The sequence below is a fragment of the Pseudomonas sp. FSO-7 genome, from assembly GCF_059579345.1.
The window spans coordinates 6062355-6079803 of sequence record NZ_CM184193.1 but is presented as its reverse complement, the minus strand read 5'-3'; the positions used below and the strand labels follow the sequence as shown (position 1 = coordinate 6079803).

Below are 17449 nucleotides of genomic sequence, written 5' to 3'. Positions count from 1 at the left end.
CGGCAACTTTACTGCCGGGCTCGCAAGCCATGCCTCATATCCTGATTGTCGAAGACGAAGCCGCCATCGCCGATACGCTGGTGTTTGCCCTGCAAGGTGAAGGCTTTGACACCACTTGGTTGAGCCTTGGCGCCGCCGCCCTCGAGCACCAGAAAAGCACCCCGGCGGACCTGATCATTCTCGATGTGGGCCTGCCGGATATCAGCGGATTCGAGACTTGTAAAAATCTCAGACGTTTCAGCGACGTTCCGGTCATCTTTCTTACAGCAAGGGATGGCGAGATCGACCGGATCGTGGGCCTGGAGATCGGTGCCGACGATTACGTGGTCAAACCCTTCAGCCCCCGCGAGGTGGCGGCCAGGGTCCGGGCGATCCTCAAGCGCGTGGCGCCGCGTCCGGCGGCGGAGTCGGGCATGGCGCTGTTTCAGGTCGATACCGACCGTGTGCAGATCAACTATCGCGGCAAACCGCTGAACCTCACCCGCCACGAATTTCGTCTGCTCAATTGTCTGCTGGAGCAACCCGAGCGGGTCTTCAGCCGCGAACAATTGCTCGATGCCCTGGGCGTTGCCAGCGATGCCGGCTACGAGCGCAGCATCGACAGCCACATCAAGAGCGTACGCGCCAAGTTGCGCCTGGTCCGGGCCGAGGCCGAACCGATCCAGACACATCGGGGCCTGGGCTACAGCTACAGCCCGGGGCACAGCTGATGTCGCTGGGGATCCGGATTTTCCTGGTGTATGTGCTGTTTATCGCCCTGACCGGCTATTTCGTGCTCAACACGGTCATGGAGGAAATCCGTCCCGGCGTGCGCCAGTCCACCGAAGAAACCCTGGTGGACACCGCCAACCTGATGGCCGAGATCCTGCGGGACGATTTCAAGGCCGGCACCCTCAACCAGAATCGCTGGCCACAGTTGCTCAAGGCCTACGGTGAGCGCCAGCCGGCGGCGACGATCTGGGGCCTGCCGAAGAACCAGGTCAGCCATCGCATCTACGTCACCGATGCCAAGGGCATGGTAGTGCTCGATTCCAGTGGCGTGGCGGTTGGGCAGGATTATTCGCGTTGGAACGACGTCTACCTGACCCTGCGTGGCCACTACGGCGCCCGCTCGAGCCGCAGCGATCCGGACGATCCGGCGTCGTCGGTGATGCACGTCGGCGCGCCGATTCGCGACAACGGTCGGATCATCGGTGTCGTCACGGTCGCCAAGCCCAACAGTTCCTTGCAGCCTTATGTCGATCGCACCGAACGACGCCTGTTGCTTTATGGCGCCGGCTTGGTCGCCCTGGGCTTATTGCTGGGCGGCTTGCTGTCGTGGTGGCTCAGCGCGGCACTGCGGCGTTTGACGATCTACGCCCAGGCGGTCAGCCAGGGGCGTCGGGTGGAAGTGCCGCATTATCGTGGCGGCGAGTTCGAGCAACTGGCGGGTGCCGTGGAACACATGCGCACGCAACTCGAAGGCAAGGCGTACGTCGAGCGTTACGTGCACACGCTCACCCACGAGCTCAAGAGCCCGCTGGCGGCGATTCGTGGCGCTGCCGAACTGCTGCAAAGCGACATGCCCGCCGCCCAGCACCAGCGTTTCGTCAGTAACATCGACAACGAAAGTGCGCGCATGCAGCAGTTGATCGAACGCTTGCTCAACCTGGCCCAGATCGAGCAGCGCCAGGGCCTGGAAGAAGAAGTCGCGGTGCCGCTGGCGGCGTTAATGGACGAGTTGCTGGAGGCGCGTGGCGGCTGGATCGAAAGTCGCCAGTTGACGGTTGAGCAGCACATCGCTGCCGACCTGACGCTGACCGGAGAGCCGTTTCTGTTGCGCCAGGCCTTGGGCAATTTGCTGGAAAACGCCCTGGACTTCACCCCCGTCAACGGCCTGCTACGGGTCAGCGCCGAGCGCCGTGGGAACCGCGTCGAGATCCGCCTGTTCAATCAGGCCGCGCCGATCCCCGACTACGCGCTGCCCCGCCTGAGCGAACGTTTCTACTCCCTGCCGCGCCCGGACAGCGGCCGCAAGAGCACCGGCCTGGGGCTCAACTTCGTGGAGGAGGTGGTGCAGTTGCATGGGGGGCAGTTCGGTATTGGCAATGTCGAGGGTGGGGTGGAGGTGGTTTTGCGGTTGCCCTGAAACCGTATCTGCTATCTGGCCAAACACTCATCCTTGTGGGAGCGAGCCTGGTTCTGCTTCTCCACACAATCTCCACATTCCCCCCATAAACCCCTCACACAGCCACCCCAGACTCTCCCTCATTCGAACAGGGAGAGCCCCACATGAACCGCAGCCTAGCCATAAAATTGGGCATGATCGCCCTCTTGATTCTCTTGCTGATGATCCCGCTGTTGATGATCAATGGCCTCATCGACGAGCGCCAGGAATTGCGCGACGGTGTGCTGCAGGACATCGCCCGCAGCTCCAGCTACAGCCAGCAACTGATCGGACCGATGATCGTGGTGCCGTTTCGCAAGAGCGTGAAGGTCTGGAACACCAACGAGAAGACCGGCGTGCGTTTCCTGGAAACCGTCGAGCGAACGGGCGAGTTGTATTTCTTGCCGGAGCAATTCGAGCTCGATGGCCAAGTCCGCACCGAGACCCGTGCCCGGGGTATCTACGAAGCGCGGATGTTCCACGCCGACAACCGCATTGATGGCCGCTTCAAGGTGCCTGAGCGCTACGGTGTCGCTGCCAAGGACTTTGCCGACTACCGCTTCGACGAGCCGTACTTGAGCGTTGGCATCAGCGATATTCGTGGCATCGAGAATGCGCTGACCTTGACGCTGAACCAGCAGACCGTCGACTTCCTGCCCGGCTCGCGGCTTGGCTGGTTGGGGCAGGGCGTGCATGTGCCGCTGCCGATGATCACCGCCCAGGGCGGCCCCGAGCTGACCTTCGGTTTTGACCTGCGCCTGCAAGGCACTGGCGAGTTCCAGATTCTGCCGGTGGGCAAATCCACCCAGGTGCACCTGTCGGCGGACTGGCCGCACCCGAGCTTCATCGGCAACTATCTGCCCAGCAATCGTGAGATCAATGAGCAGGGTTTCAGCGCTGACTGGCAGACGTCGTTTTTCTCCACCAACCTGCTGGAGACGTTGCAAGCCTGCGAGCCGAGCGATGGTTGCGAAGCGTTCCGCAGCCGAGCCTTCGGGGTGAGTTTCATCGACCCGGTGGACCAGTACCTCAAGAGCGACCGGGCGATCAAATATGCGCTGCTGTTCATTGCCCTGACGTTCGCCGGCTTCTTCCTCTTCGAAGTGCTCAAGAGCCTGGCGGTGCACCCGGTCCAGTACGCCTTGGTGGGCGTGGCGCTGGCGTTCTTCTACCTGCTGCTGTTGTCGCTGTCGGAGCACATCGGCTTCACCCTGGCGTACCTGGTGTCGGCCGGTGCCTGTGTCGTGTTGATCGGGTTTTATGTCTGCCATGTGCTGCGCAGCGTGAGCCACGGCCTGGGGTTCTCGGCAGGGTTGGCGGGTTTGTACGGTTTGCTCTACGGCCTGTTGAGCGCCGAGGACTATGCGCTGCTGATGGGGTCGCTGTTGCTGTTCGGCCTGCTGGGCGTGTTCATGGTGCTGACCCGCAAGCTGGACTGGTATGGGGTTGGGGCGAAGCCGACGGCGGCGATGAGCTTCGAGTTGGGAGAGGTGAAATGAGCCGGTCGTTGGGGTTGCGTGAAGATCAGCGTGAGGGGGAAAAGTTGGTGGCGCTGATTGCTGGGTTGTTTCCTCTGGAACCGTATTGGCCCATTCGCGAGCAAGCCCGCTCCCACAAGTCTTGCGCAATCATTGTGGGAGCGGGCTTGCTCGCGAAGAGGTCGGTGCAGCCAATACAGAACTAGACCCTGGGCACCGTCTCAAGCATCGAAGGCCGCACGCTCACCTCGGCAAACCACGCCGCCAATTGCGGGTTGGCCTCGCGCCATTCCAGATCGGGATGGCGCAGGTCCAAGTAGCCCAGGGCGCAGGCCACGCTGATGGAGGCCACGTCGAAATGGCAGGCCAGTTCGGCAATCGCGTCGGCTTCGAGCAGGCCCAGGGCACGGCGAATCCTGTCCCGTTGCGCATCGAGCCACTCGTCCCAGTGTTTTTCCACCGGGCGCAGCGCGGTTTCGTAGCGGATCATCACCGCCGCATCCATGATCCCGTCGGCCAGGGAGGCCAGGGTCAGGCGTCGCCAGCGAGCCGCGCCGTCCCGGGGAATCAGCGGGTTGCCGACATGCTGGTGATCGAGGTAGTCGAGGATGACGCGGCTGTCATGGATCACCGTCCCGTTGGCCAGGCGCAGGGCCGGGATCTTGCTCAGCGGGTTGTCCTCGATCAGCGCGCGGTCCGGCTTGACCGGGGTGAGCTGGCTGAGCTGCAACGCCACGCGGTCTTGCTGGCCGGTTTCGTGCAGCAGCACCAGGACCTTGCGCACGAAGGGCGAGGCGGGGTTGTGGAACAGTGTCATGGTGGGGGTGGACATGCGGGTATCCTCGATGAACGGCCAGGGGCTTAGCCTAGACAGTTCCAAGACGGCTGGCGAGTGCCCGGTTGGCCAGTGGATTCCAATGTGGGAGCGAGCTTGCTCGCGATGGCGGTGCATCAGCTTGCATTGACGTCGACTGACGCTTCGCTATCGCGAGCAAGCTCGCTCCCACAGGTCTCGTGCCACGCTGAAATCATCCCCGTTTGAATAAGCCCCAAGCCCCCAGCACCGTCGGTATCCCCAGCCCAACCCAGCTCACCGCATCCCAGCCTCCGTCACCGAGCAACGCGCTGAACAACCCCGCCGCACTCAGCGCACCGATCATCAGGGGAATACCAAACACCTTCCAGAAACTCGACTGCCGAGGTCTCACGAAGCGACCTCCGTGCCGACGGTTGCGCGCTTGGCCGCTTTACGCCGCACCAGCCACAGGTAGACGCCGCTGCCGAGGACGATGATGGTCAGCACATCGAGGGTCGCCCAGAAGATCTGCATTGGCCGACCACCGTAGTCGCCGAAGTGCAGGGGCAGGGACAGGCTCATCATGTCCATGTACCACGGTCGTTCGGCGACGGCGGTGACGTCCAGGGTGGTGGCATCGATCAGCACGGGCGTGAGCAGGTGCGAGGTCAGGTGGGTGTCACCCTTCATGAAGACGCTGTAGTGGTGCTCGCTGGAGAACAGCGTGCCGGGGAAGGCGATGAAACTTGGCTCCATGCCCGGCGCGACGCCTTTGGCGATGTCCAGCAAGCGGGTGGCCGGCGCCAGTTGGGTCAGGGGCGGGGCGTTGCGGTAGGGTTCGACCATGGCGCTGAGGCTGTCGTTGCGCCACGCCGCGATGAGCAGGTCGGCGCACGCCGCGATGACGCCGGTGACGCCCACGGTCAGCGCCCAGACCAGCGTGACCACACCGATCAGATTGTGCAGGTCGAGCCAGCGCAGGCGCGTGGATTTGTCCTGGCGCACCGTGGCGAACTTCAACCGGCGCATGAACGGCAGGTACAGGACCACCCCGGAGACGATGGCAATCACGAACAGCAACCCCATGAACGCCAGCAGCAACTTGCCCGGCAACCCGGCGAACATGTCCACGTGCAGGCGCAGCATGACCATCATGAAACCGCCATTGGCCGAGGGCATTTCCAGGGCTTCGCCGGTACGCCCGTCGAGCATGAAGGTGTGGGATGAGTTGGGTTCGGTGCCCGGTGTCGGCGCCATGATGGTAATGACACCGTTGGGATCGTCCTCGTCCCAGCCAAAATACTGGACCACTTCACCCGGGCGATGGGCCTTGGCTTTTTCCACCAGTTGCTGCAAGTCCAGCGGTGGCGTGCCGGCCGGCATATCCCGAAGCTCGGGGGCGTCGCCCAGCAGGTGTTCGATTTCATGGTGGAAGATCAACGGCAGCCCGGTGATCGCCAGCATCAGCAGGAACACCGTGCAGATCAGGCTGGTCCAGGTGTGGACGAAGGACCAGCGGCGAATGGTTTTGCTTTTCATGAGCGATCCGAATGCAAGAGGGCACCTGGGCTGATAACACTGTTCGCTCGGGGGACAGCCATTGTGGCGAGGGAGCTTGCTCCCGCTGGATCGCGCAGCGGTCCCAAGCTTTTGGGGCTGCTACGCAGCCCAGCGGGAGCAAGCTCCCTCGCCACGGTTTCGTTCCCCTACATGAACAGCGTTGCATCCAACAGCATGCCCTCAAAAGGTTTACGCAAATGCTAACCGTTTACCATTTGTAATTCACGCTGGCGACGACATTGCGTTGGTCACCGTAGTAGCAGTAGAAACCGTCGCAAGTGGACAGGTAGTCCTTGTTGAAGAGGTTTTTCGCGTCCACCGCTACCGTGACCCCCTTGAGGGTTTTGTTCAAACGGCCCAGGTCGTAATGGGCCGAGGCGTCGTACACGGTGTAGGAGCCGACATGGCCCCCGTCGGTGTTGGTGGTGTTGCCGTAGGTGTCGCCGACATAACGCACACCGGCGCCGACCCCGAAGCCGTCCAGCGGGCCGTTGTGCCAGGTGTAGTCCGCCCAGGCGGTGGCCTGGTTGCGCGGCACCTGGGCCATGCGCTTGCCTTTTTCCGCCGCGGTGCCCTTGGTGATTTCGCTGTCGTTGTAGGTGTAGGAACCGATGAGCTTGAGGTTGTCGGTCACATCGCCCGAGGCTTCCAGTTCCAAGCCGCGCACCTGAACTTCACCCACCTGGCGGGTGACGTTGTTTTCGGTTACGGAGTTGTTTTTCTGCGTCAGGTCGAACACCGCGGCGGTCAGCAAGGTCTTGGTGCCCGGCGGTTGATACTTGATACCCACCTCGTACTGCTCGCCTTCTGTCGGCTTGAACGCTTCGGTGCTGTTGATGGTTGAACCTGCCGCCGCCTGGAACGACTGGGCGAAGGAAATGTAGGGCGTCACACCGTTATCGAAGACATAGCTCAACGCCGCGTTGCCGCTGAACTTCTTGTCGCGTTGGGTGTTGGTGACGTTGTTCTGGTTGTGAAATTCGGTGCCGGTGTGAATCCAGTCCTCACGACCACCGAGGGTCAGGCGCCAGTTGTCCAGGGCGATCTGGTCCTGGACGTACAGGCCGGTCTGGTGGGTTTTCTGGTTGTAGTCGTACATGGTGAAGTACTGGGCGTTGGAGAAATCCTGTCCGTAGATCGGGTTGTGGATGTTGCTGGTCGGCACGCCGGTCGAACCCCAATCCCAGCGCGAATTGCTGTTGGAGCGCTGGTGATCCAGGCCCAGCAGCAGGGTGTGGCTCAGGGCCCCGGTCTGGAAGTCGGCCTGGAAGTTGTTGTCCACGGCGAACTGGCTGATGTCTTCGTCAATGACACTGGCACTGCGCCTGACGGTGCCGTCGGCGTCCACGGATTGGTCCGGGCCCGCAGGAAAAAACGCTCCGCCTGCGGAGATGCCCTGGGTTTCCAGGTCGCTTTTGGTGTAACGCAGGTTCTGGCGGAACTGCCAGGTGTCGTTCAGGCGGTGTTCGAATGCATAGCCAAGCGCGTAGTAGGTCCGGTCGTAGAATTCCCAATCCGGGTCGCCAAGGTTCTTGTGGTGGGAAATCTTGCCCGCCGGCGAGGACAGCTTGGTGCCTTGCAGCGGCAGGAATTGCCCGGTGATGCCGGTGTCGTCGCGGGTGTACTGGGACAGGAAAGTCAGGCGCGTGTCGTCGTTGATGTTCCAGGTCAGGCTCGGCGCGAGGTTGTAGCGCTTGTCCGGGATGTGATCGACCTGAGAATTGCTGTCGCGCACGGTGCCGCTGACCCGGTAGAGGAACCGGCCTTCGTCATCGACTTTGCCGGTACTGTCGAAGTTGATCTGTTTGTGTTCGTAGCTGCCGGCCTGCAGCTCGACTTCATGGCTGCCTTCGGCCTGTGGGCGGCGGCTGACCATGTCCAGCATGCCGCCGGGTGGCGTCTGGCCGTAGACCGACGAGGCCGGACCGCGCAGCACGGCGATGCGTTCAAGGTTCCAGGGCTCGATTTTCGGGGTGATGTAGTTGCCCTTGGGCAGCGGCAGGCCATCGAGGAATTGGGTGGGTATGAAACCGCGAACCAGCAGCCAGTCGTTGCGCGAGTCCGAGCCGTAGCCGCTGCTCTGTACGCCGGCGGTGTAGCGCAGGGCGTCATTGAGGTTGAGGACAGAACGGTCCTCCATCTGTTGGCGGGTAACCACGGAGACGGAGCGCGGCAGTTCGACGATCGGCGTGTCGGTCTTGGTGCCGGCGGCGGTGCGGGTGGCGACGTAGCCCTCGGTCGGGCCCCAGGCGGTTTCACTGAGACCGGCACCGATCACGCCGGTTTCCGGCAAGGCCATGACGCCTTCCGGCACGGCCACCAGGCTGTAGGTACCGGCGCTGCTTTGTTCCAGTTGCAGGCCGGTGCCGCGCAAGGCCGCGCGCAATGCGCCGGTGGCGTCGAACTGGCCCTGGACCGGGGCCGAGGTCTTGCCCGAGGCCAGGGATGGATTCAGGCTCAGCGCGAGGCCGGCCTGGCTGGCGATCTGGTTCAGGGTGCTGGCCAGGGGCGCGGCGGGCAGGTTGTAAGTGCGCACGCTCGTGGCCTGTTCGGCGGCCAGCAGCGGGACGCTGGTCAACGGGACGGCGAAGGCCATGGCAACGGCCAGCAGGCTGGGGCGCAACAGGGTGTCTAGCGGGCGGGACATACGGCGGCTCCTGAATGGAAATATTTCTCAATTGCCTGGGTGCCGGATGAAAATCGAAAAGTGATAGGGCTGGATGAAAATAATTTAGATTCGTTTTGCGAGTGGGGCGTCCAGTTTGGTTTTTGTGCTGAGGCAACAGGCCTCTTCGCGAGCAAGCCCGCTCCCACAGGAGTCCGCATTCCCATGTGGGAGCGGGCTTGCTCGCGAAGGCGGTCTATCTGACACAAGATCTCTCAGGGTTTCGGCGCGGTGCTCGGCCCCACCACCACCCACCATCGCGTGTGATGCTCGACCTGCACCGGCAAGGTCGGCAGCAGGGCGGTCAGGGCCAGGTCGGTGTCGTGCAGCGGGAAACTGCCGGTGATGCGCAGGTCGGCCACCTGTGGCTCGACGCCGAGGTAGCCGCGCCGGTAACGCCCCAATTCATGGATCAGGTCTTCAAGGCGGGCGTTGTCCACCACCAGCATGCCGCGGGTCCAGGCATCGGCGCCGGGGCTCAGGGCGATGGTCGGCCCGAGGCCGTCGCGGCGCATCAGCACTTGCTGGCCTTCGCGCAGGATCTGTTCGATGTCCGTGGCCTGGGGATGCGCCGCCACGGCGGATTGCAACACGCTCAGGCGCGTGCCCTCGTCTTCACGCTTGACCAGGAAGCGTGTGCCCAACGCGCGCAGGCGGCCTTCGCGGGTCTCGACGATGAACGGGCGCGGGTCGTCATGGCCGGTTTCCACCAGGATCTCGCCTTCCTGCAGGACGATACGGCGCTGCTTGTCATCGAATCGCACGTCCAGCGCGCTATGGGTGTTGAGGTTGATCAGCGTGCCATCGGCCAGGCGCAGGGTGCGTTGTTCGCCTGTCGCGGTGCGCTGATCGGCCAGCCAGTAATCCAGCGGCAGGTAACGCTCCCCGGCGAACAACGCCAGGCCGATGACCGCGATAACACTGGCCAGGCCACTGCCCATCTTGCGTATCCGTCGCCGAATGCTCACCCGCGATTGCAGCAACGCCGCCCGTGCCGGCCCGTTGGCCACGCTGAAGCGCTGATCGAGCATGCCCAATTGCCGCCAGGCCCGGGCGTGTTCTTCATCGGCGGCATGCCAACGGGCGAACGCTTCACGCTCCTGGGCGCTGCTCGCGTCCAGGGACAACTGCCAGGCAATGGCGGCATCCAGCACGCTGGCCGAGACCGGTTTGGCATGGGCCTGGCTCATGTAGGCTCACCGTACAGGGCGATGTAGCACTGCCGGATGCCCTGGGCCAGGTACTGCCGTACCCGCGGCACCGAAACCCCCAGGCGCTCGGCGATCTCGGCGTGGCCGAGGCCGTCGAGGCGGTTATAGAGAAAGGCTGCGCGGGCCTTGCTCGACAACTTGCCGAGCAGGCGATCGATGGCCTTGAGGTCTTCCAGGATGATTTGCTGTTCTTCCACCGAGGGCTGCTCGGCCTCGGGGATCAGCATCAGTTCGGTGAGGTAAGCCTGCTCCAATGCCGCTCGACGGAAATAATCGAACAACAGGCCCTTGGCGATGGCCACCAGAAACGCCCGGGGTTCGCGTGGCGCCTTCAGTTCCTCGCGACCCAGCAAGCGCACAAAAGTGTCCTGGCTCAGGTCCTCGGCTCGGTGCGCACACGCCACGTTGCGTCGCAGCCATGCCAATAGCCAAGCGCGATGGTCACGGTACAACGCACCAACCAAATCACTATGAGGACTGGGGACTGACGACACAGAGCATCACCGAAGTTTTAAGTAACGAGAATTGTTCGCGATTGTGGCAGAGGCGGGGGCGGGAAAGCAATTGGCGCTGGTCGGGACAGACAACTCAACACCCTTGTGGGAGCGAGCTTGCTCGCGATAGCGGTGAGCCGGCTGCATTGATGGTGGCTGACACTGCGCTATCGCGAGCAAGCTCGCTCCCACAAGAGGGTGTTGTGTTCTCGGGGTTTTAAAGCGAAGGCGCCTGCTGCCGCCGTTTCCACTGGCCCAGGCGTTGTTGCAGGTCCAGCGGGCTGTGGATCTGTTGCTGGCGGGCGCGGCTGAACAGGATCAGCGCCAGCTCCGCCGTAGCCAGGGCGTCGGCGCTGGCGTTGTGACGGTCGAAGACTTGCAGCTTGAACCAGTCGATCCACTCATCCAGGCCCGCCTTGCGCAGATGAGCCTGGGGGCAAAGCATCGGGGCCAGGTCCGCCACGTCGAGGAACGGATGCTGCAGGCGATGACCCAGGTAGTCTTTCAAGGCGCGTCCGAGCATGTGAGAGTCGAACGGCGCATGAAAGGCCAGCATCGGGCTGTCGCCCACGAATTCCATGAACGCCAGCAGCGCTTCGGCCGGGTCGCTGCCGGCGGCGATGGCACTGGGCGCCAGGCCATGGATCAACACACTGGGCCCGAGCTTTTGCTGATCGCACTGCAAGGTCCGTTCGAACTGCTGGCTGAAGTCGATGGCGCCGTCTTCGATGACCACCGCGCCGATGGACAGCACCTGGTCCTTGTTCAGGTTCAACCCGGTGGTTTCCAGGTCCAGGACGACCCAGCGTTGTTCCCGCAGGTTGCCTTCACCCAAGGCTGAAGCCGCCGGCAAGCGTTCCAGGCGCCTTTGCATTTCTTCGGGCACCATTGGCTGGGCTGGGCGCAACCAGGAAAAAATGCTCACAACTGATACCTCAACGTCAGGCTGCTTTGCAGGCGTTGGGCCTGGCGCAGGGATTCGCGCAGGATGCGTCGGTCCAGATGGTTGAGGCTGTCGGGGTCGACGCGGTTGGAATAGGGCAGGTTCTCGCGGGTTTGTAATTGGTGTTGCTGCATGCGGGTCTGCTGGATGAAGTGATAGGCCTCTTCATAGGCTGCGCCATCGAGCGGTTCGATCACTTCCTTGACGACCAGTTGCCGCAAGCGTTCCAAGGTGTTGTTGGCTTCGATGCCATTGGCCAATGCCAGTAGACGGGCGCCGTCGACGAAGGGCGTCAGGCCTTGCACTTTCAAGTCCAGGGTCGCCTTTTCGCCATTCTTGCGGCTCAGCACGAAATCCCTGAAGCGTCCCACGGGCGGTCGGTGGCGCAGTGCGTTCTCGGCCAGCATGCGCTGGAACAAGCGATTGTCGGCCACTTGTCCGAGGATCTGCTGGCGCAACTGCTCGCACCCTTGCTCATCGCCCCAGACCACCCGCAGGTCGAAATAGATGCTCGAGCCCAGCAGGTTTTCCGGCGTCGCTTCGCGAATGAATGACGCGAAGCGCCGGGCCCATTCGGCGCGGGACAGGCACAGCTCGGGGTTGCCGGCCATGATGTTGCCCTTGCACAAGGTGAAGCCGCACTGGGCCAGGCTCTGGTTGATCTGTTGGGCGATGGGCAGCAGCAGGCCGCGGATCTGCGCGGCATGGGCGGCGTCCCGGGCCTCGAACAGAATGCCGTTGTCCTGGTCGGTGTGCAGGGTTTGCTCGCGCCGGCCTTCACTGCCGAAACACAGCCAACTGAACGGCACGCCCGGGTCGCCCTTGTCGGCCAGGGTCAGTTCGATGACGCGGCACACGGTGTGGTCGTTGAGCAGGGTAATGATGTGGGTGATCTGGGTCGACGACGCGCCGTGGGCCAGCATGCGCTCCACCAGTTGGCCGATCTCGCCGCGCAGGGCCACGAGGTTTTCCACCCTGGGGGCATTGCGGATGGTCCGGGCCAGGTGCACCAGGTCGACGCGCTGCAAGGAAAACAGATCGCGCTCCGAGACCACGCCACACAGGCGCTGGTCCTTGACCAGGCAGACGTGGGCGATGTGGCGCTCGGTCATGGCGATGGCCGCGTCGAAGGCGCTATGGTCCGGCGAGAGGAAAAACGGTGCCTGGGTCATGTGTCCTACGATGGCCTGGGAAAAATCCCCGGATCCATCGGCCACCACATGCCGCAGGTCGCGCAAGGTGAAAATGCCCACCGGCGCTTTCTGCTCATTCACCACCACGATGCTGCCGACCTGCTGCTCGTGCATCAGCTTCACGGCTTCGCGCAGCGGTGTGTCCGGGCTGCAACTGACCGGGTGGCGCATCGCCAGTTCACCCAGCCGCGTATTGAGGGAGTACTGGGTGCCCAGGGTTTGCGCGGATTTCTGCTGGACCTGCTGGTTGACCTGATCAAGCAGGCTGCTGACCCCGCGCAGGGCAAAATCGCGAAACGGGGCGGACAGGGCGAACAGCTTGATGAAGGCCAGTTTGTTCAGTTGCAGGCAGAACGTGTCTTCGCCGGCCCGGTGCTCGGTGCGAGTGGCCCGCTCGCCCAGTAGCGCGGCAAGGGGGAAACATTCGCCGGTGGTGATCTCGAAGGTGGTCTCGGTGCCCCCCTTGGCCGAATGCGGACGTTCGCCCACCACCCGGCCCTGCTTGACGATGTAGAAGTGCTCCACCGGGCCGTCGGCTGGTTTGATAATCGTGTCGCCCGGGGCATAGAAACGCAGCAGGCATTGCTCCACCAGGTAGGCCAGGTGGGCGTTTTCCATCTGGTTGAACGGGGGAAAGCGCTGGAGAAACTGCAGCGTCCCCTGGATGTTTTGCAACACCGCGGTTTTCCCTGCCTGGATGAAGGCGTCCGCTTTTTTCATAACCATTACGCAGTCTTATTCGAATTGTTGTGGTCGGATCTGTTCTCCATGGTCGGCCCCTCAGCGCGGGGTGCCCATTGGACGTAAGTCTAGGTCGCTGCCCAAGGGCCGGACTTACGGAAAAGTCTTACGCCAAGCGTCAGGAAAATCTTCATTGAATGTTCTTGGAAAAAAATCCGACGAAGTGCACATTGAAGCGCCGCAGAACGATGTCTGACCACTGTGCCAGAGGATCGATTTAAAAAAAGTAGAGAGCACCATGCCCGACCACGATATTTTGAGTGACGATGAGCGCGAGGCGCTGAGTGCCGTCATGTTGGAACCTGACCTGCCGCCGCAGCGCGTCTTGATCGTTGATGACGACAAGGACGCCCGTGAGCTGTTGTCGGAGATCCTGGCATTGGACGGGATTCACTGCATGACCGCCGCCAGTGGCGAAACGGCACTCAAGATGCTGGAAACCAAACCGTCGATCGGCCTGCTGATCACCGACCTGCGCATGGGCAATGTCGATGGCCTGGAACTGGTCCGCCTGGTGCGCGAGTCCGAACGGGCAGCGCTGCCGATCATCATCGTGTCAGGCGATGCCGACGTGAAGGACGCCATCGAAGCCATGCACTTGAGCGTGGTGGATTTTCTGCTCAAGCCGATCGATACCGACAAGCTGTTGGGGTTGGTCAAGCATGAGTTGGGGATGGATCTCTAGCCAATCGTCCTCAATCGTGTCGAAGTGCTTCTGTGGCTGGAACCAAGGCATGGTGGAATAGCTTTTGTGGCGAGGGAGCTTGCTCCCGCTGGGCTGCGAAGCAGACCCTCTTTCCAGAACTCGGAATCGTATCAACCTACATTGCGGTCGCTGCGCAACCGAGCGGGAGCAAGCTCCCTCGCCACAAAAGCAGTCAGGCATTGCAAATGAAAAAGCCCTGATCTTTCGATCAGGGCTTTTTTTGTGCCGCGTCTACCGCTCAATCACAACCCATTGGCTGCCTTGAACTCGCGACGGCGACGGTGCAGCACCGGCTCGGTGTAGCCGTTAGGCTGCTTCGTGCCTTCGATCACCAGTTCGACCGCCGCCTGGAAGGCGATGTTGCTGTCGAAGTCTGGCGCCAGCGGCCGGTACAGCGGGTCGCTGGCGTTCTGGCGGTCGACCACCGGCGCCATGCGCTTGAGGCTTTCCATCACTTGGTCTTGCGTGACGATGCCGTGGCGCAGCCAGTTGGCGATGTGCTGGCTGGAGATACGCAGCGTCGCACGGTCTTCCATCAGGCCGATGTCGTTGATGTCCGGCACCTTGGAGCAGCCCACGCCCTGGTCGATCCAGCGCACCACGTAGCCGAGGATGCCCTGGGCATTGTTGTCCAGTTCGTGCTTGATCTGCTCCGGCGTCCAGGTCGGGTTGACGGCCAGTGGGATGGTCAGGATGTCGTCCACCGAAGCACGGGTGCGTTTGGCCAGTTCGGCCTGGCGGGCGAACACGTCGACCTTGTGGTAATGCAACGCGTGCAAGGCGGCGGCGGTCGGCGAGGGCACCCACGCGGTGTTGGCGCCGGCCAGCGGATGAGCGATTTTCTGCTCGAGCATCGCCGCCATCAGATCGGGCATGGCCCACATGCCCTTGCCGATTTGCGCGCGACCTTGCAGGCCGGTGCTCAAACCGATATCGACGTTCCAGTTTTCATAGGCGCCGATCCACTTCTCGGCTTTCATGTCGGCCTTGCGCACCATCGGGCCGGCTTCCATGGAGGTGTGGATTTCATCGCCGGTACGGTCGAGGAAGCCGGTGTTGATGAACACCACGCGCTCGCTGGCAGCCTTGATGCAGGCCTTGAGGTTGACCGTGGTACGGCGCTCCTCGTCCATGATCCCGACCTTGAGGGTGTTGCGCGGCAGGTTCAGCACGTCTTCAACGCGACCGAACAGCTCGTTGGTGAACGCGGCTTCTTCCGGGCCGTGCATCTTCGGCTTGACGATGTACACCGAGCCGGTGCGGCTGTTGCGGCGCGAGGTGTTGCCATTGAGGCTATGGATTGCCGCGAGGCTGGTGATCAGGCCGTCGAGGATGCCTTCCGGTACCTCGTTGCCGTGCTTGTCCAGGATCGCGTCGATGGTCATCAGGTGGCCGACATTACGCACGAACAGCAGCGAACGACCGTGCAGGGTCACGCCCGAGCCGTCGACGGCGGTGTAGACACGGTCAGGGTTCATGGTCCGGGTAAACGTCTGGCCGCCCTTGGCGACTTCTTCCGACAGGTCACCCTTCATCAAGCCGAGCCAGTTGCGGTAGATCACCACTTTGTCATCGGCATCGACGGCGGCGACCGAGTCTTCGCAGTCCATGATGGTGGTCAGCGCCGCTTCCATCAGGATGTCTTTGACGCCGGCGGCGTCGGTCTGGCCGACGGGCGTGCTGGCATCGATCTGGATTTCGAAGTGCAGGCCGTTGTGTTTCAGCAGCACGGCGGTCGGTGCCGAGGCATCGCCCTGGAAGCCGATCAACTGGGCATCGTCACGCAGGCCGCTGTTGCTGCCACCCTTGAGAGCGACGACCAGTTTGCCGTCGACGATTTTATACGCGGTGGAATCGACATGGGAGCCGGCCGCCAGGGGGGCCGCTTCGTCGAGGAAGGCGCGGGCGAAGGCGATGACCTTGTCGCCGCGTACCTTGTTGTAGCCTTTGCCTTTTTCCGCGCCATCGGCTTCGCTGATGGCATCAGTGCCGTACAGCGCGTCGTACAGCGAACCCCAGCGGGCGTTCGAGGCGTTGAGGGCAAAGCGGGCGTTCATCACCGGCACCACCAGCTGCGGGCCGGCCATGCGGGCGATTTCGTCGTCGACGTTTTGGGTCGTGGCCTGGAAGTCCGCCGCTTCTGGCAGCAGGTAGCCAATGTCTTGCAGGAAGGCTTTGTAAGCCACGGCGTCGTGGGCCTGGCCGGCACGGGCCTGGTGCCAGGCATCGATCCGCGCCTGGAAATCATCGCGTTTGGCGAGTAGGGCTTGGTTCTTCGGGGCCAGGTCGTGGATGACCTTGTCGGCACCGGCCCAGAACGCGTCGGCGGTGAGGCCGGTTCCGGGAATGGCTTCGTTATTCACGAAGTCGAACAGGACTTTGGCGACCTGCAGGCCACCGACTTGAACGTGTTCAGTCATTGCTTGCCTCACTCTGCTCAGCTATTTCGCTTTTCAGCTCTTCGATTTTGACAATGAAGCCTCGGGACATTTAAACCACAAACCCCGGAACCAGTACATGCCATCGCTGGCGGCTGGGTATTCAAGCCTTGCTGACGGGGCTTTTCAGGGATGCGACTGGCCTTAAGCAGACATCGGTACAACAGGGGTGTCGCGATTATGTAGTGCGCGCTGCGGAATACTACATGATCAATTGCGGTTGTGAAAATTAGACTAATTGCGTCGTTCCGCGACCGACTAAAGTGTTACGGTCACGTCGGGACACGGGATGTTCTCAAAAAACAGATGGATTGTTCCAGATAAATCTCAAGGTTTGTACACGATGCCGCTGATGTCATCCTGTGGGAGCAAAGCTTGCTCGCGATGAAATCAACTCGATTCTTCTGGGAACCAAGGTGCCTGTATCGCGAGCAAGCTTTGCTCCCACAGGGAGAGGTATAAATCTCCAGGCCACCGTCTGCTCGCAGATCAGCTGCCTATACTGTCCGTTCCACAACAAGAGGACTGCGCCATGGACCACCTCGTCATCACTGTTTTCGCCCCGGACAAGCCCGGGCAGGTCGAGCGCATCGCCGAATGCATCGCCGCGCATGGCGGTAACTGGCTGGAAAGCCGGATGTCGCACCTGGCCGGGCAGTTTGCCGGGATCCTGCGAATCAGCGCCCCGGCCGAGGCCCATGAAGAATTGATCGAAGCCCTGCAGGGGCTGACGGCCCACGGCATCCGCGTGTTGATCGCGGAAAGCGCCGTCGAGGAGTCCTGCGCTTGGAAACCCATCACCATGGAACTGGTGGGTAATGATCGTCCCGGCATCGTGCGGGACATCACCCGGTTGTTGAGCGAACAGGGCGTCAATGTCGAGCGCCTGGTGACCCACGTCCGGCCGGCACCGATGAGCAGCGAGCTGCTGTTTCATGCCGAGGCGATCCTGGGCGTGCCCTTGACCCTGTCGCTGGAGACCTTGCAGGAACGCCTGGAAACCTTGGCCGATGAGTTGATGGTGGAGCTCAAGCTCAGCGACGAAGCGTAATGAAGGTTATCCAAGGAAAAACTGCGC

The 17449-nt window shown here is 62.2% G+C and carries 14 protein-coding genes; 5 read left to right on the top strand and 9 right to left on the bottom strand.

The genetic code is table 11. From position 1 onward, the window contains the following. The first annotated feature begins 29 nt into the window (after positions 1 to 29). From creB to creD, 3 genes are all read left to right on the top strand, one after another. Positions 30 to 710 (top strand): two-component system response regulator CreB, encoded by a 681-nt coding sequence (creB, locus tag AC515T_RS26715; protein WP_496530614.1) that lies wholly within the window; start codon positions 30 to 32, stop codon positions 708 to 710. Continuing rightward, positions 710 to 2128, top strand: a complete 1419-nt coding sequence (gene creC, locus AC515T_RS26710; protein WP_496530613.1) for a two-component system sensor histidine kinase CreC — start codon at positions 710 to 712, stop codon at positions 2126 to 2128. Before creB ends, creC begins: the two co-directional genes overlap by 1 nt. Positions 2129 to 2271: 143 nt before the next feature. Continuing rightward, positions 2272 to 3645: a cell envelope integrity protein CreD gene (gene creD, locus AC515T_RS26705; protein WP_496530612.1), complete on the top strand. Its 1374-nt coding sequence runs from the start codon at positions 2272 to 2274 to the stop codon at positions 3643 to 3645. Positions 3646 to 3826: 181 nt separating this feature from the next. Here the strand turns inward: creD and AC515T_RS26700 are convergent, their stop codons facing one another. From AC515T_RS26700 to AC515T_RS26665, 8 genes are all read right to left on the bottom strand, one after another. Then, on the bottom strand, positions 3827 to 4456 hold the full coding sequence (locus tag AC515T_RS26700) for a glutathione S-transferase (RefSeq protein ID WP_496530611.1): 630 nt from the start codon (positions 4454 to 4456) through the stop codon (positions 3827 to 3829). 196 nt (positions 4457 to 4652) lie between these two features. Next, a complete protein-coding gene (locus AC515T_RS26695) occupies positions 4653 to 4832 on the bottom strand; it encodes a hypothetical protein (protein WP_305468703.1) in 180 nt (59 codons plus the stop codon). Continuing rightward, a complete protein-coding gene (locus AC515T_RS26690; RefSeq protein ID WP_496530610.1) occupies positions 4829 to 5959 on the bottom strand; it encodes a PepSY-associated TM helix domain-containing protein in 1131 nt (376 codons plus the stop codon). The genes AC515T_RS26695 and AC515T_RS26690 overlap by 4 nt, the downstream gene beginning before the upstream one ends. Positions 5960 to 6188: 229 nt before the next feature. Next, positions 6189 to 8627 (bottom strand): TonB-dependent siderophore receptor, encoded by a 2439-nt coding sequence (locus tag AC515T_RS26685; RefSeq protein WP_496530609.1) that lies wholly within the window; start codon positions 8625 to 8627, stop codon positions 6189 to 6191. 233 nt (positions 8628 to 8860) lie between these two features. Beyond that, positions 8861 to 9835: a FecR domain-containing protein gene (locus AC515T_RS26680; protein ID WP_496530608.1), complete on the bottom strand. Its 975-nt coding sequence runs from the start codon at positions 9833 to 9835 to the stop codon at positions 8861 to 8863. Continuing rightward, positions 9832 to 10350, bottom strand: coding sequence for an RNA polymerase sigma factor (locus AC515T_RS26675; RefSeq protein WP_053126008.1), 519 nt, complete (start codon positions 10348 to 10350; stop codon positions 9832 to 9834). The genes AC515T_RS26680 and AC515T_RS26675 overlap by 4 nt, the downstream gene beginning before the upstream one ends. A 217-nt stretch (positions 10351 to 10567) precedes the next feature. Beyond that, a complete protein-coding gene (locus AC515T_RS26670; protein WP_496530607.1) occupies positions 10568 to 11275 on the bottom strand; it encodes a 3'-5' exonuclease in 708 nt (235 codons plus the stop codon). Then, complete coding sequence (locus AC515T_RS26665; protein WP_496530606.1) at positions 11272 to 13212, bottom strand: putative nucleotidyltransferase substrate binding domain-containing protein; 1941 nt, start codon at positions 13210 to 13212, stop codon at positions 11272 to 11274. Before AC515T_RS26665 ends, AC515T_RS26670 begins: the two co-directional genes overlap by 4 nt. 253 nt (positions 13213 to 13465) lie before the next feature. Here AC515T_RS26665 and AC515T_RS26660 point away from each other — a divergent pair, with 253 nt between their 5' ends. Beyond that, complete coding sequence (locus tag AC515T_RS26660; protein WP_092443109.1) at positions 13466 to 13912, top strand: response regulator; 447 nt, start codon at positions 13466 to 13468, stop codon at positions 13910 to 13912. Positions 13913 to 14175: 263 nt separating this feature from the next. Here the strand turns inward: AC515T_RS26660 and AC515T_RS26655 are convergent, their stop codons facing one another. After that, positions 14176 to 16353, bottom strand: coding sequence for a malate synthase G (locus tag AC515T_RS26655; protein WP_496530605.1), 2178 nt, complete (start codon positions 16351 to 16353; stop codon positions 14176 to 14178). Between the two features lie 550 nt (positions 16354 to 16903). On the opposite strand from AC515T_RS26655, the gene AC515T_RS26650 reads away from it, so the two are divergent. After that, positions 16904 to 17422 (top strand): glycine cleavage system transcriptional repressor, encoded by a 519-nt coding sequence (locus AC515T_RS26650; protein WP_496530604.1) that lies wholly within the window; start codon positions 16904 to 16906, stop codon positions 17420 to 17422. Positions 17423 to 17449: the final 27 nt, after the last annotated feature.